The 14,671-nt window shown below is 49.6% G+C and carries 11 protein-coding genes; 9 read left to right on the top strand and 2 right to left on the bottom strand.

Annotated features, from left to right (window positions below; all coding sequences use genetic code 11):
* Positions 1 to 1,407: NAD-dependent epimerase/dehydratase family protein (locus HMPREF1254_RS00245; protein ID WP_023056600.1), on the bottom strand; the 1,407-nt coding region annotated here is incomplete at its 3' end.
* Positions 1,408 to 2,229: 822 nt separating this feature from the next.
* Here HMPREF1254_RS00245 and rimP point away from each other — a divergent pair.
* The 7 genes from rimP to HMPREF1254_RS00210 all read left to right on the top strand — a co-directional run bounded on the left by rimP (position 2,230) and on the right by HMPREF1254_RS00210 (position 12,186).
* The gene (gene rimP / locus HMPREF1254_RS00240) at positions 2,230 to 2,697 is read left to right on the top strand and encodes a ribosome assembly cofactor RimP (protein WP_023056619.1); all 468 of its coding nucleotides are present in this window, start codon (positions 2,230 to 2,232) and stop codon (positions 2,695 to 2,697) included.
* Positions 2,698 to 2,747: 50 nt separating this feature from the next.
* Positions 2,748 to 4,013, top strand: coding sequence for a transcription termination factor NusA (nusA, locus tag HMPREF1254_RS00235; RefSeq protein WP_023056597.1), 1,266 nt, complete (start codon positions 2,748 to 2,750; stop codon positions 4,011 to 4,013).
* A 115-nt stretch (positions 4,014 to 4,128) separates the two neighbouring features.
* On the top strand, positions 4,129 to 7,062 hold the full coding sequence (infB, locus tag HMPREF1254_RS00230) for a translation initiation factor IF-2 (RefSeq protein ID WP_023056613.1): 2,934 nt from the start codon (positions 4,129 to 4,131) through the stop codon (positions 7,060 to 7,062).
* Positions 7,063 to 7,252: 190 nt separating this feature from the next.
* The gene (gene sufB, locus HMPREF1254_RS00225; RefSeq protein WP_036880241.1) at positions 7,253 to 8,704 is read left to right on the top strand and encodes a Fe-S cluster assembly protein SufB; all 1,452 of its coding nucleotides are present in this window, start codon (positions 7,253 to 7,255) and stop codon (positions 8,702 to 8,704) included.
* A gap of 25 nt (positions 8,705 to 8,729) precedes the next feature.
* Positions 8,730 to 9,479, top strand: coding sequence for a Fe-S cluster assembly ATPase SufC (gene sufC, locus HMPREF1254_RS00220; protein WP_023056605.1), 750 nt, complete (start codon positions 8,730 to 8,732; stop codon positions 9,477 to 9,479).
* A complete protein-coding gene (gene sufD / locus HMPREF1254_RS00215; RefSeq protein ID WP_023056611.1) occupies positions 9,479 to 10,819 on the top strand; it encodes a Fe-S cluster assembly protein SufD in 1,341 nt (446 codons plus the stop codon). The genes sufC and sufD overlap by 1 nt, the downstream gene beginning before the upstream one ends.
* A 152-nt stretch (positions 10,820 to 10,971) precedes the next feature.
* The gene (locus HMPREF1254_RS00210) at positions 10,972 to 12,186 is read left to right on the top strand and encodes an aminotransferase class V-fold PLP-dependent enzyme (protein ID WP_023056612.1); all 1,215 of its coding nucleotides are present in this window, start codon (positions 10,972 to 10,974) and stop codon (positions 12,184 to 12,186) included.
* Here the strand turns inward: HMPREF1254_RS00210 and HMPREF1254_RS00205 are convergent, their stop codons facing one another.
* A complete protein-coding gene (locus HMPREF1254_RS00205; protein ID WP_023056595.1) occupies positions 12,187 to 12,486 on the bottom strand; it encodes a hypothetical protein in 300 nt (99 codons plus the stop codon).
* 108 nt (positions 12,487 to 12,594) lie between these two features.
* Here HMPREF1254_RS00205 and HMPREF1254_RS00200 point away from each other — a divergent pair, with 108 nt between their 5' ends.
* Positions 12,595 to 13,206, top strand: a complete 612-nt coding sequence (locus HMPREF1254_RS00200; protein WP_023056620.1) for a ribonuclease HII — start codon at positions 12,595 to 12,597, stop codon at positions 13,204 to 13,206.
* Positions 13,207 to 13,415: 209 nt separating this feature from the next.
* The gene (locus HMPREF1254_RS00195) at positions 13,416 to 14,360 is read left to right on the top strand and encodes a helix-turn-helix transcriptional regulator (RefSeq protein ID WP_023056615.1); all 945 of its coding nucleotides are present in this window, start codon (positions 13,416 to 13,418) and stop codon (positions 14,358 to 14,360) included.
* Positions 14,361 to 14,671: the final 311 nt, after the last annotated feature.

Below are 14,671 nucleotides of genomic sequence, written 5' to 3'. Positions count from 1 at the left end.
AGGATTTCGCCTGGCTTCTTCATCGTAATTCCACGGCATGGGGAAGCACTCGGGGCACCAGTGACCACCTAATAGAACCAGTCGGGGAGAAGCTTTGAAACGATGTCCAAAAGCGCATTGCCATTCCAACTTGGTGGACAGGTCACCGCGCACCATCTGGTTGGACAGGCACTTTCCGCCCCTGAATGCAGCCGCTTGCTGCATATCTTCTATGTCCAGTTCTTCTTTTGGTTTCGACTCGTCATATCCATGCTCCAACATCACGGGCTGAGGCGATGGGTGATACAGTTTAAACTCGTCCCAACCCGGAATGTCCCTCCATGCGTCCATGCTGCCATAGAAAGCCGTAATGCGAGGTTCAATGTTGTGCTTCGTCCAATATAACGGTCCCAAGGGCTTTTTGGCGGTGGGCTTCAACACCAGATGTTTGATGAGACTGGAAGGGACAAAGCCCCCTAATTTCATCTTCAACGGAGCTTTATCAGCCATTTCTTGAATGAATTGGTCTATCTTTCCACTTCTAAAATGCAGGTACGATTCAAGGATATCAGAATCGGTGTACCACTGTCCGTGGAAGTTGCGCAGCACAAACCAGTTGGGTTCAGTGAGGTCTTTGAGTTTTCCTAAGTTCAAAGCCGTGAAGGTGTATTGCATAAACGCCCAGTTAACGGTGCGATACTCCGCTCCTCCGCCAATATTGTAGATGCGGCACCAGAAGTCATCGGGCAGGTCTTGATTGCACACATGCGACAGCAGTACGCCCGAATCCTTGGCTGTCACCCATTCCAATACGCCGTTCAGGGGTTGGTGAAACATGATGGGATCTAATGTGTTGAGAATGGAGGGGTATAAGATGCCCGTTTGTCGGAGCGACACCCAATGCTTGAGTCCCGACTCGATGACCTCTCTTTCGGCCAAGGCTTTCGACAAAGCGTAGATGTCATAGACGCTAATCTTGATGGGGTCGCCCACGCGTCCCCAGTGAATAGGATCGTTGCGGTCGCCCGTTTGCGCCACCGTTCCGATGTATACCAGATGTACCCGGTCGGGATTGGGCTGTGCCTTGATAGCTCTGATGATGTTTTTCACTGCCCCCACGTTGACCTGCATGGTCTTTTGCGGAAAATAATCGGCTGCCGGCGACACCATTCCGCCCACGTGCAGCACATAATCGGCATTCGTCACCCCTCGCAGCACGTCATCGTAATGCGTCAAATCGCCATAAATCACTTCCACACCCGGCAGCGAAGCGTAGGGCGCAATGGCCTTACGGTCGTTCTCGGTGGGCAAAACCAGCAAGCGAATGTCAAACTCGTCATGCCGTTTCAATAGCTGTTTCAAGCCCTCCGACCCCATGTGTCCGGTGGCACCTGTGAGGAAAATCGTCTTCTTTTGCATCATTCTCATCCAGATTAGGTTGTTCAACACTTCTTGCAAAAATACAATAAATATACGGTAATGTCAACAATCTTTTGTGCAAATTAGTTGCTGCGTTTTCATTGTGCCGTGTTCGTTGCGTGTTGGTGGAAATGAAATCATGCTGTTAATGCACTTGGAAAATATTTAACAGATAGCCTCTTCATATTTGACGTATTTACAACCAGCCTTGCCTTTGGTGAAAATACGCTCAAAATGAGCGAAGTTTATATGTGTTTGATATTTAATTACTTGCGCTTGTATGTCCTGTGTGGCCTCTGTATTTTCGTGCTTTTTTCGGCCAAAAACATGGTTTTTGTCGTGAAATGCGCATGAGTTTACCCGTCAAAGTCATGTTTCTAACGCATCAAAGTGATGCTTTTAAGGATGTAAAGTCAATGCTCTATCCGCAAAACCAGCATTTTCTTGACCAACCATTGCCTTGATGCTCCTCGCAGGCCTATTGATTTTTTCCAGATTGCAAGTTGACAAGTGCCGTTTTAAAGGCTTTTTTTGATAAAAATAATTTACTTCATCGCTCATTTTCAAAGTTCATTCAATGCGCGTGGATGGTTGCGATGAGCCGTCACTTTGGTGCGACGCCTTGTCGTAGCGCATTATTGTGATATGAAAATTTCGTGAATAATCATCGTTTTATTTGGATATTTCGTTGAAAAAACCTATCTTTGCACCGTTCAGTGGAATGAGGGGCTTCGCAGAAAGCTCCTCATTTTATTTTGAATACGGCTGGCATCGCTGCTTGCAAGATGCTTGGAACGAGTGGAAAGAATATATAGTACTAATTAAATATATATGATTGATAAAAGTGTCGTAAAAGGATTGGTTGAAGATTGGCTTCAGGACAAAGACTATTTCTTGGTGGATGTTGAGGTCAGTAAAGACGACAAGATTGTTGTCGAAATCGACCATGCAGACGGCGTATGGATTGAAGACTGTGTGGAACTGAGTCGGTACATTGAAGACCGACTGAACCGTGACGATGAAGACTATGAGTTGGAAGTAGGCTCGGCCGGATTGGGTCAACCTTTCAAGGTACCACAGCAGTACATTAATTTCATAGGAAAAGAGGTCGAGGTGCTGGATGGCGACGGACTGAAATATCGAGGTGTATTGAAATCGGTAGATGGGAACGACTTTGTTGTGACCGTTGACGAGAAGGTGAAGGTGGAAGGTAAGAAGCGCCCTCAGCTACAACCCGTAGACCATACTTTTCAGATGGACAAGGTAAAGTATACCAAGTACCTCATCAGCTTTAAATAATGAGGCGGAAACTGATCATTGAATGAAACTAATATATAACATATAACGCTATGGCAGCAAGAAAGAATGTAGAAGAAACCATCAGCATGATTGACACCTTTCGTGAATTTAAAGACACGAAAAACATCGACCGTGCCACATTGGTAAGCGTGTTGGAGGAAAGTTTTCGCAACGTGCTCGCCAAGATTTATGGTAGCGATGAGAATTTTGACGTTATCGTAAATCCTGACAAAGGTGACTTCGAAATATACCGCAACCGCATCGTCGTACCCGATGGTGAGGTGGCTGATGAAAATAAGGAGATATCGCTGAAAGAGGCTCGCGAGATTGAAGACGATTACGAGGTGGGTGAAGAGGTTTCTGAACAGATCGACTTCGCCAAGTTTGGCCGCCGTGCCATCTTGAACCTTCGTCAGACATTGGCTTCAAAAGTGCTGGAGCTGGAACACGACTCGTTGTACAATAAGTATAAGGATCGTGTGGGACAAGTTATTTCCGGCGAGGTTTACCAGATATGGAAGCGCGAGGTGCTGTTGGTTGACGATGAGAACAACGAGCTGATACTGCCCAAGTCAGAGCAGATTCCGGCCGACCAATACCGCAAGGGCGAGACCATTCGCGCCGTCATCCTGCGGGTGGACAACGAGAACAACAATCCTAAGATTATCCTCTCGCGTACCAGTCCAGTATTTCTGGAACGACTGTTGGAGGCCGAGGTGCCTGAGATTAACGACGGACTCATCTCTATCAAGAAGATTGCCCGCATGCCGGGCGAGCGTGCGAAGGTGGCTGTAGAGAGCTACGACGACCGCATTGACCCGGTAGGTGCCTGCGTTGGTGTGAAAGGCAGTCGTGTTCACGGCATCGTACGCGAGTTGTGCAACGAGAATATCGACGTGATCAATTACACATCAAACATCAAATTGTTCATTCAGCGTGCGTTGAGCCCCGCTCGCATCAGCAGCATTAACCTGGATGAGGAAAACCGCAAGGCCGAAGTTTACCTGCAACCCGAAGAGGTGAGCTTGGCCATTGGTCGGGGAGGACTGAACATCAAGTTGGCTTCCATGCTGACAGAATTTACCATCGACGTGTTCCGTGAAGTTTCAGATGCCGACGCTGACGAAGACATCTACTTGGAAGAGTTTGATGACGAAATCGATCAATGGATTATCGACGCTATCAAGGGCATCGGTCTTGATACGGCTAAACAGGTGTTGAACGCACCTCGTGAAATGTTGATCGAGAAAGCCGACTTGGAGGAAGAAACAGTCGATCACCTGATTCGGGTATTAAAATCAGAATTTGAACAGTAACACCCCGTGACGCATGCAGCCCTCTGCGAACGAGGACGCTGTGGAAAACTTCTGCAAATGGGCAGAACAGTTGGGAGTGTGAACATCAATAAGAACAAGAGTTAAATAATTATCAATGAGCATCAGATTAAACAAAGCATTACGTGAATTAAACATAGGACTTCAAACGGCAGTTGAATTCCTGGAAAAGAAAAGTGAGCTGGGAGAGGTAAAGGGCGAGCCAAGCTTTAAGTTGAGCGACGCACAATACCAAGCCCTGGTAGAGGCTTTCAAGCAAGACGCAGAGGTGCGCAATCAGGCGGAAAAGATCTTCCAGAAGAAGCCCAAAGAAAAGAAACGCACTTCGGATACAAAAGAAGAACGTGTTGAAAAAGTAGTCGAGACAGCTTCATCGCAGCAGCGATACAAACCGCTCGGCAAAATTGACTTGAGCGTATTCGATAAGAAGTCTGCCGCTAAGAACGCTGATGCTCAAGACGATCAAAAGGCATCGGAATCACAAGAACAACCGACAAAGAAGGCTGCTGCCGTCAGCCCTGAGCCTAAAAAAGATAAAGTAGAGAAACCCGCGGAAACACCAAAGGCAGCACCAACTGTGGTGAAAGAAAGCAAGAAGGACGACCAGAAAGCGGAAGCCATGACCGAGTCGCCAACTGTAAAGAAGGCGCAAGCGGACAAAAAACAAAAGTCTGATGAGCATGTTGAGTCACAGGAAAGTGACAAGCCACAGGAGCGTGTTGAACCGCAGGTAAATGATAAACCGCAGGAAGTTGACGAAAAACAGGAGAGTGACGAATCTCAAAGCGGTGGAGACGAAATCTTCCAGACCAAGAGTGAGTTGCGCTTGCAAAATGCGCCCAAGGTGAATGTGCTGGGTAAAATAGATCTCAGCACCATCAATCAGAGTACTCGACCCAAGAAGAAAACCAAGGAAGAGCGTCGCAAAGAACGTGAAGAAAAACGGGGCGATGGACGCAAAAAGCGGGTTCGCATCAACCAACAGCGCGTTGACATCAATGCTGCTTCCCGACAAATTGGAAACAATGGCGGTGGCAATGCCAATAAGTCTGCGTATGCTGACGGCCGAAATGCTAATAAGAAAAATCGAAAGGGCAGAGGACGTAACCAGAAACCCTTGGAGGTGAACGAGGAAGAGGTAGCACGCCAGGTAAAAGAAACGCTGGCCAGACTCACCAGTAAGGGTACGCAGAACAGAAAGGGTGCTAAATACCGTAAGGAAAAACGTGATGCCATACAAGAACGTATGACTGCGGAAGCAAAGGCAGAACGTAAGGAAAGCAAGACGCTGAAGCTTACCGAATTTGTTACGGTAAGTGAATTGGCTACCATGATGGATATCGATGTCAACAAATTGATTGGAACCTTGATGAGCATCGGTGTGATGGCATCTATCAATCAACGATTGGATGCCGAGACCATCAACTTGGTTGCCGATGAGTTTGGCTTCAAGACCGAATATGTGAGCGCAGAGGTTCAAGAGGCTGTCGCTGAAGAAGTAGACGACGAGAACGACTTGTTGCCCCGCGCGCCCATCGTTACCGTGATGGGACACGTAGACCATGGTAAGACGTCCTTGTTGGATCACATCCGAAACACCAATGTGATTGAAGGTGAGGCCGGTGGTATTACCCAGCACATCGGTGCGTATAACGTAAAGTTGGAGAACGGGAGGTACATCACATTCCTGGATACTCCTGGTCATGAGGCCTTCACCGCCATGCGTGCTCGCGGTACGCAGGTGACGGATATCGCCATCATCATCATCGCAGCCGATGACAGTGTAATGCCTACCACCAAGGAGGCTATCGCACATGCACAGGCTGCCAACGTACCCATGGTGTTCGCCATCAACAAGATTGACAAGCCAGGAGCCAATCCAGATAAGATTCGTGAAGACTTGGCTCAGATGAACTTGCTGGTTGAAGAGTGGGGTGGAAAATACCAATGTCAGGAAATTAGTGCGAAAAAAGGTATTGGTGTCAACGAATTGTTGGAGAAAGTACTCCTCGAGGCCGACATGCTTGACTTGAAAGCCAATCCCAATCGCAGGGCGACGGGTAGCATCATCGAGTCGAGTTTGGACAAGGGACGTGGATATGTCTCTACGGTTTTGGTCAGCAATGGTACGCTGCGTGTGGGTGATGACATCATCGCCGGGACGAGCTGGGGACGTATCAAGGCCATGTTCAACGTGCGCAACCAGCGTATAGAATCGGCCAAACCAGCCGAGCCTGCCATCATTCTCGGACTGAACGGTGCGCCCACGGCCGGTGATCAGTTCCATGTGCTGGAAACAGAGCAAGAGGTTCGAGATATCGCCAACAAGCGTATGCAGTTGCAGCGTGAGCAAGGTTTGCGTACACAGAAGCGCCTCACGCTGAGTGATATCTCGCATCGTATCGCTCTTGGTTCATTCAAGGAACTGAACATTATCGTGAAGGGTGACACCGATGGTAGTATTGAGGCTTTGAGCGACTCGTTCATCAAGATGTCTACCGAGAAGATTAACGTCAATGTCATCTTCAAGTCGGTAGGTCAGATTAGTGAAAGCGATGTCACCTTGGCAGATGCTTCCGACGCCATCATTGTGGGCTTCCAGGTTCGCCCGTCTGCTTCTGCCCGTAAACTGGCCGAACAGAACGGTGTTGAAATCAACACCTACTCCGTCATCTACGACGCCATTGATGACGTGAGGTCGGCCATGGAAGGCATGCTGGACAAGGTAACCAAGGAGGTAGTCACTGGCGAGGTTGAGGTGAAGCAAGTTTACAAGATTTCAAAGGTGGGAACCGTAGCTGGTGCCATGGTGACCGATGGAAAGGTACACCGCTCAGACAAAGCTCGTGTTGTTCGCGACGGAATCGTTGTTCACACCGCTCCTATCAATGCGTTGAAGCGGTATAAGGACGATGTTAAGGAAGTGGCAACCGGTTTCGAGTGTGGTATCAGTCTGGTTAATTTCAATGATATCCAGGAAGGTGACATCATAGAAACCTTTACAGAAATAGAAGTAAAGCAAACGTTGTAAGTTTGAGTGTGTGAGTTTTGAGTTGATAAGTTTGTGAGTTGATAGGTTTTTGAGTTCGTAAATACTTCAATTTACGAACCCTTAAGCACCAACAACTCGTCAACTTGTGAACTCGTCAACTAATAAACTAATCATATCATCTATTGCAGGGGCGTCCATGAAACATCAGGGAGTTCCTGCATTTACATTTATGGAAGAAGTAAATAACACGAATAACGAATACGTCAGAAAGCTAACCGAACAGAAGTACGAGTTTGGCTTTACCACTGACGTTCATACCGAGATTATAGAGAAGGGGCTCAATGAGGATGTCATTCGGCTCATTTCCGACAAGAAAGGAGAGCCGGAATGGATGCTCGAATTTCGATTGAAAGCGTATCGACATTGGCTGACAATGACACAACCCTCATGGGGACATGTGACGTTGCCCGAGATTAATTACCAAGAAATTTCCTATTATGCCGACCCAATGGCGAAGAAACCGGCCAACAAAGAGCTTGACCCAGAACTGGAGAAAACATTCGACAAGCTGGGCATTCCATTGGAAGAACGGTTGGCACTCAGTGGAACAGCCGTTGATGCCATTATGGACTCTGTGTCTGTGAAGACTACCTTCAAGGAAAAGCTGAAAGAGAAAGGGGTCATTTTCTGTTCTATGGGCGAGGCCATCAAGGAGCATTCTGCCTTGGTGCGCCAGTACTTAGGCACGGTAGTTCCTTATTATGACAATTTCTTTGCAGCCCTGAATAGCGCTGTTTTCAGTGATGGATCGTTCGTTTTCATCCCCAAAGGCGTGCGCTGTCCCATGGAATTAAGTTCGTATTTCCGCATCAACGCGCGCAATACCGGACAGTTTGAACGAACGTTGATTGTGGCAGAAGACGATGCGTATGTGAGTTATCTCGAAGGCTGCACCGCTCCAATGCGCGATGAGAATCAACTTCATGCCGCAATCGTGGAAATCATCGTGATGAACAATGCCGAGGTAAAATACTCAACCGTTCAGAATTGGTATCCCGGAGACGAACATGGCAAGGGCGGAGTGCTCAACTTAGTCACCAAAAGGGGCGATTGTCGCGGAGTCAACTCCAAGCTCTCGTGGACGCAAGTCGAAACAGGTAGCGCCATTACATGGAAATATCCATCCTGTATCTTGCGTGGTGACGGCTCGCAGGCCGAGTTCTATTCGGTGGCGGTGACCAATCATCATCAAGAAGCCGACACGGGTACGAAGATGATTCACATGGGAAAGAACACCACGAGCACCATCATTTCAAAGGGAATCAGCGCCGGACACAGCCAAAACTCCTATCGAGGATTGGTTCGTGCAACCGCCAATGCTGACAATGCGCGCAACTACAGCTCGTGCGACAGTCTGCTGTTGGGAAGCGAATGTGGCGCTCACACGTTCCCCTACATGGACATTCATAACGACAGTGCGATCGTTGAGCATGAGGCCACGACGAGTAAAATCAGTGAAAACCAGCTCTTTTATTGCAATCAACGAGGCATTCCTACGGAAGATGCCGTTGGCCTGATTGTCAATGGATATGCCAAGGAAGTATTAAACAAGTTGCCGATGGAGTTCGCAGTCGAGGCGCAAAAGTTGCTTTCCGTCTCGCTGGAGGGCACCGTTGGATAAACCGATTTATATCAAAAGAAACATTATGTTAGAGGTAAAGAATTTACATGCCACCATCAACGGCAAAGAAATATTGAAAGGAATCAATCTCGTCATCAAGACAGGAGAAGTACATGCCATCATGGGCCCCAACGGTTCGGGCAAGAGTACCTTGAGCGCAGTGCTCGTAGGCAATCCGATGTACGAGGTTACGCACGGCGAAGTGACGTTCAATGGCAAAGACCTGTTGGCCATGCCGCCAGAAGATCGTGCACACGAAGGGTTGTTTCTCTCTTTCCAATATCCTGTGGAAATCCCCGGTGTGTCCATGACTAATTTCATGCGGGCAGCCATCAACGAGAAGCGAAAGTATCAAGGACTGGAGCCGATGAGTGCCGGCGACTTCATCAAGTTGATGAAGGAAAAGCGAAAGGTGGTTGAGTTAGATAGCAAACTGTCCAACCGCAGTGTGAACGAGGGATTCAGTGGCGGAGAGAAGAAGCGCAATGAAATCTTCCAAATGGCCATGCTCGAGCCCACGCTCTCTATTCTCGACGAAACGGATTCGGGCTTGGATGTAGATGCGCTTCGCGTGGTTGCCGAAGGTGTCAACAAGCTCAAGCGACCCGATACCAGCACCATTGTCATCACACATTACGACCGTTTACTCGATTTAATCAAGCCCGACATCGTTCATGTGCTGTTCAATGGACGCATTGTGAAGACCGGAGGACCTGAATTGGCCAAGGATATCGAAGAAAAGGGGTACGACTGGATTAAGGCGGAGGCAGAATGATGAACAGTGAGAAACAATATGTCGACCTGTATGCGGATGCCCGCGCCATGATTTTTCAGCATGGTTCGCCCGTGATGAACGACGTTCGTGACGCTGCTTTCGAAGATTTTAAGCGCCAAGGCTTCCCCTCACGCAAGGTTGAACGCTATCGCTACACGGATATGGCTGTGCTGTTTGAACCCAACTATGGATTGAATCTCAACCGGCTGGACATCCCCGTAGACCCCTATGAGGCTTTCAAGTGCAGCGTACCCAACTTGAGTACTTCGCTTTACTTCATCGTCAACGACGCTTTCCACGCCAAGGCACTGCCCAAAGCGACGCTGCCCGAAGGTGTCATCGTTGACTCTTTGCAGAAGGTGGCCGACACGCATCCGCAATTGGTGAGCAAGTATTATGCCCAACTGGCCGAGACAAAGGACGATGCCATCACGGCACTGAACACCATGTTGGCGCAAGATGGCCTCTTCATCTATGTGCCCAAGCGGGTTAAGATTGACCGTGCCGTCCAGGTGGTCAACCTCCTTCGCTCGGATGTCGACCTGATGGTGAACCGCCGGGTGCTCATCGTACTGGATGAAGGAGCCGAGGCCAAGTTCCTTTTCTGCGACCATACCATGGACGACAAGCATTTTCTTGCTACGCAAGTGATTGAGGCTTATGTGGGCGAGAATGCCTCGCTCGACCTTTATTGCATGGAAGAAACGCACGAACACAATACCCGCGTGAGCAATGTGTATGTGGAACAGCAGGCCAACAGCCGCTTCAATCACAACGTGCTAACCCTGCACAATGGCATCACGCGCAACCAACTCAACTTGGTGTTCCGTGGCGAAGGGGCGTCTTGTTGCTGTAATGGCTGCGTCATTGCCGACAAAAAGCAGCATGTGGACAACAACACGTTCATCCGTCATGCCGTGCCTCACTGCGAAAGTCAAGAACTGTACAAGTACGTTCTCGATGGTCAGGCCACGGGAGCCTTCGCCGGTAGGGTGCTTGTAGAGAAGGGAGCGCAGAAGACCAACTCGGAGATGCGCAACCAAAATCTCTGCACCACGAAGCAGGCACGCATGTATACCCAGCCTGAGTTGGAGATTTATGCCGACGATGTGAAATGTGGTCATGGTTCTACCGTGGGTCAACTCAACGACCAGGCCATGTTCTACATGCGGCAGCGCGGCATCAGTGAGCAGGAGGCCAAGCTGTTGTTGGAGTTTGCTTTCATCAATGAGGTGGTCGACAGCATGCAGCTCGAACCCTTGAAAGACCGTCTGCACTATTTGGTTGAGAAGCGCTTCAGAGGCGAACTCGACAAGTGTGCGGGATGTAGAAATTGTTAATAAACCCATCATTGCCTCCCCCAAGTGCTTTGAAAAGCAAACTTGGGCGGAGTTTTTTTCGTGAACGTTCAAATCAATCATCCGTGACTGACCAAGCCAAAAGTTGGCTCAGAGCGACCTAACAGCCAGTCCCATCCATACAATTTCATTCTATGTACGATATTTCTTCCATCCGTCAGGATTTTCCCATCCTCTCCCGAAAGGTCTACGACAAGCCCTTAATCTACTTGGATAATGCGGCCACCACGCAAAAACCCTTGTGCGTGTTGGATGCCATGCGTGACGAATACCTCAACGTGAACGCCAACGTCCACCGTGGCGTGCATTGGATGTCGCAGCAGGCCACCGAACTTCACGAGGCTGCCCGCGAGACGGTACGCCGCTTCATCAATGCCCGCTCGGCCGCTGAGGTGGTTTTCACCCGAGGCACCACCGAGGGTTTGAATCTCATCGCCGCCACCTATTGTCAGGCGTTCATGCGCGAAGGCGATGAAGTAATCGTGTCTACCATGGAGCATCATTCCAACATTGTGCCTTGGCAGTTGCAGGCTCAGCAAAGAGGTATCGTGCTTAAAGTGGTTCCGATGACCGATGCGGGGGAGCTGATGCTCGACGAATACGAAAAGTTGTTTACCAACAAGACCAAATTGGTGAGCCTCACGCAGGTGAGCAACGTGCTGGGTACCGTCAATCCCGTGAAGCAGATGACGGCCACGGCGCATGCCCATGGCGTGCCGGTGGTGATAGACGGTGCGCAGAGTGCGCCCCACTTCAAGGTGGACATGCAAGACATTGATTGCGATTTCTTTGTTTTCAGCGGCCACAAAGCATACGGTCCCACGGGCATTGGTGTGCTGTATGGTAAGGAAGAATGGCTCGACCGTTTGCCGCCCTATCAGGGAGGAGGTGAGATGATCAGCCATGTGTCGTTCGACAAGGTTTCTTTCGAGCGACCACCATTGAAGTTCGAGGCGGGTACACCCGATTACATCGCCACGCATGGTTTGGCCGTTGCGCTCGATTACCTGTCATCCTTGGGCATGGACAACATAGCCAAGCATGAACACGAGCTGACCGCTTACGCCCTTGAGCGCATGCAAACCATTCCTGGGATGCGCATCTTCGGCGAGGCGGCCCATCGCGACGCGGTCATTAGCTTTCAGGTTGGGCACATCCACCACATGGACATGGGCACCCTGTTGGATAGGCTCGGCATCGCCATCCGCACGGGGCACCACTGCGCGCAGCCGCTGATGCAGCGCTTAGGAGTTTTAGGAACGGCGCGCGCCTCCTTCGCTTTGTACAACACACGCGAGGAGGTCGACCAACTGGTTGCGGGCATTGAGCGCGTCAGTCGAATGTTCTAATCAGAACGCTTGCTTGCATTTCCACAAGGCGTTCAGCAGCCACAGGCAGCAAACCACGCGCACGGCGAACGGCGCTTCGATGGGAAACACGGTCATCACGAATGCCAGTTGGGCATTCAGCAGCAACAACGTCTGCCCAGTGTTCACCTCACGTTCCATCACTTTGGCGTAATAACGCCGCAAAAGTTCTATCGGCATCAATAATTTTCCGATGACGTGCTGATAATTGAAACGTGCCGAGGGTGTGCTTTCAGATAAAAGAATGTTCTTTTCCATTGTCGTTCGTATTTGATGGTTCATGTTCTGTTTGATGCGGCAAAAGTACGACAAGAGTTGGAACTCATTTTTCCATACCAAACAAAGGTAGTTAATACTTGTTGTAGGTTAACTTTATTTCACATATAGAGGATGCACAACACTTTGAAATCTCATTTTTATCCCAACCTCATCGAGGCTGGATGCGACGAGGCGGGGCGTGGATGCTTGGCCGGAAGCGTGTTCGCCGCCGCCGTCATCCTGCCGCCCAACTATGACAATGCGGATTTGAACGACTCGAAACAGCTCTCGCGCAAAAAGCGCAACGCATTGCGCCAAGCCATCATCCACGATGCCGTGGCGTGGGCCGTGGGCGAGGTAACACCGCAGGAAATTGACGAAATCAACATCCTGCGCGCTAGTTTTCTGGCCATGCACCGTGCGCTGGATCAGCTCACCACCCGTCCGCAGGCCATCATCGTGGACGGAAATCGCTTCACGCCTTATCATGATTTGCCCTATACCACTATTATAAAAGGTGACGGCAAGTACCAAGACATAGCCGCGGCCAGCATCTTGGCCAAGACTTTTCGGGATGATTACATGGACCGCCTGGCGCAAGAATACCCGCAATACGACTGGCAATCGAACATGGGCTACCCCACACGCAGGCATCGGGAGGCCATCCGGGCGTATGGCATCACGCCCTATCACCGCCGTTCGTACAACCTTTTGGGCAGTACAGAGCTGTCCTTAGATTTTTAGTGCACTGCCTTTTGTCCTACTGATGCACGTTGCATCACGCTTGTCTTACAAGGTTGCGTGCTTTAGCTTGATATGCGTTTGGTTCTGATGCTTGAATGCTTAGCTTGCTGCTATAGGAGGAATCCAGCATGCACACATCCTCGTCAACTCACCAACTTAAAAACTTAAGAACTTAAAAAACTCAAAAACTCACCAATTCCTCTTTCCCCATGCGATTAGAAAAATTCGGAAACGAACTCGAACTGCTGCTGTTGCTCACCGATAACAACAACTACACCGCCCAGCAGTTGGCCGACAGGCTGCACGTCACGCGGCGCAACCTCTATTATTATCTTGACTATCTGCGCAACAGTGGGTTCCAGGTCATCAAAACCGGAGCCTATTACCGCCTGGATCCCAATAGTAAGTTTTTCAGGCGACTGCACGACAACATCGTTTTCACCAAGGAAGAAGCCGCTTATTTGCGCCGAATGCTGGAGGCCAGCAACAAGAAAGACATTATTCTGGCTACCCTCAAAACCAAACTCGACCGCTATTACAGTCTGGAAGGGTCGTTCTCACCAGCCGCTTTGAAGCGCATCCACAACAACGTGCGCACCTTGAAAGAGGCGATGGAAACACAGAGCGTCGTGGTGCTCAGGGGCTATTCGTCGCCCCACAGCAAGACCGTTTCCGACCGTGTGGTGGAGCCTTACCTGCTGATGAACGACGATTTGGACGTGCGGTGTTACGAGATGCAGTCGGACATGTGCAAAACGTTCAAGGTGTCGCGCATCAAGAGCGTCGAGGTGATGGATGTTTTTTGGATGAACCAGGCCAAGCACAGCGACCTGTTCACGGACATTTTCATGTTCAGTGGCGATGAGAAGCTGCCCGTGAAACTGCGTTTGGGGCAGTTGGCATACAATCTTTTGCTCGAAGAGTACCCGCAGTCGCACCCTTTCCTGGCTCCCGAGAAGGATGAGAAACACTGGATTTTCAAGGCCGACGTGGCCAGCTATCTGGGCATCGGGCGATTTGTGTTGGGCTTGTTCCAAGACATCGAGGTTCTGCAAGATCAGCGTTTCAAGCAATACATCGCGGGCTGTGTAGAGCAGATGAGCCAGAAGGTTTCCGGCTTCCGCCCTGTTCGCCCGACAAACAATGAACCTTGACGTGCGCCATTTAGCCTCTCCTGAATCTCAACCAGGGGAGGTTTCCCTTCCCACTCCATTTTACATTTAGAATATCTCAAAACCCCTTCGTTTTTCGGTTTTTGGATGTCTGTTTCTCTTGTATTTCAAATAGTTACAATAGCATAGACTTTGTCTGCCAATAGCATTGACTTTAGCCTCCAATTGCATAGACTTTGGACGGTAAAGTCAAAGAGATTGAAACATTGGAGCAGGCCCTATCGTGACTTGCATGCCCCACTCAGCTGCTTTAGCTGTACCTACTTACTCAGTAAAATTAGGGTGTGGGGATA

It is taken from the genome of Prevotella sp. BV3P1, from assembly GCF_000479005.1.
Classification (GTDB): domain Bacteria; phylum Bacteroidota; class Bacteroidia; order Bacteroidales; family Bacteroidaceae; genus Prevotella.
This window is presented reverse-complemented; position numbering and strand designations above follow the sequence as displayed.

Bases quoted from the DNA above. Each gene is read 5' to 3' on its own strand.
- rimP (WP_023056619.1), top strand. From the start codon at position 2,230: ATGATTGATAAAAGTGTCGTAAAAGGATTGGTTGAAGATTGGCTTCAG.
- nusA (WP_023056597.1), top strand. From the start codon at position 2,748: ATGGCAGCAAGAAAGAATGTAGAAGAAACCATCAGCATGATTGACACC.
- infB (WP_023056613.1), top strand. From the start codon at position 4,129: ATGAGCATCAGATTAAACAAAGCATTACGTGAATTAAACATAGGACTT.
- sufB (WP_036880241.1), top strand. From the start codon at position 7,253: ATGGAAGAAGTAAATAACACGAATAACGAATACGTCAGAAAGCTAACC.
- sufC (WP_023056605.1), top strand. From the start codon at position 8,730: ATGTTAGAGGTAAAGAATTTACATGCCACCATCAACGGCAAAGAAATA.
- sufD (WP_023056611.1), top strand. From the start codon at position 9,479: ATGAACAGTGAGAAACAATATGTCGACCTGTATGCGGATGCCCGCGCC.
- HMPREF1254_RS00210 (WP_023056612.1), top strand. From the start codon at position 10,972: ATGTACGATATTTCTTCCATCCGTCAGGATTTTCCCATCCTCTCCCGA.
- HMPREF1254_RS00205 (WP_023056595.1), bottom strand. From the start codon at position 12,486: ATGAACCATCAAATACGAACGACAATGGAAAAGAACATTCTTTTATCT.
- HMPREF1254_RS00200 (WP_023056620.1), top strand. From the start codon at position 12,595: ATGCACAACACTTTGAAATCTCATTTTTATCCCAACCTCATCGAGGCT.
- HMPREF1254_RS00195 (WP_023056615.1), top strand. From the start codon at position 13,416: ATGCGATTAGAAAAATTCGGAAACGAACTCGAACTGCTGCTGTTGCTC.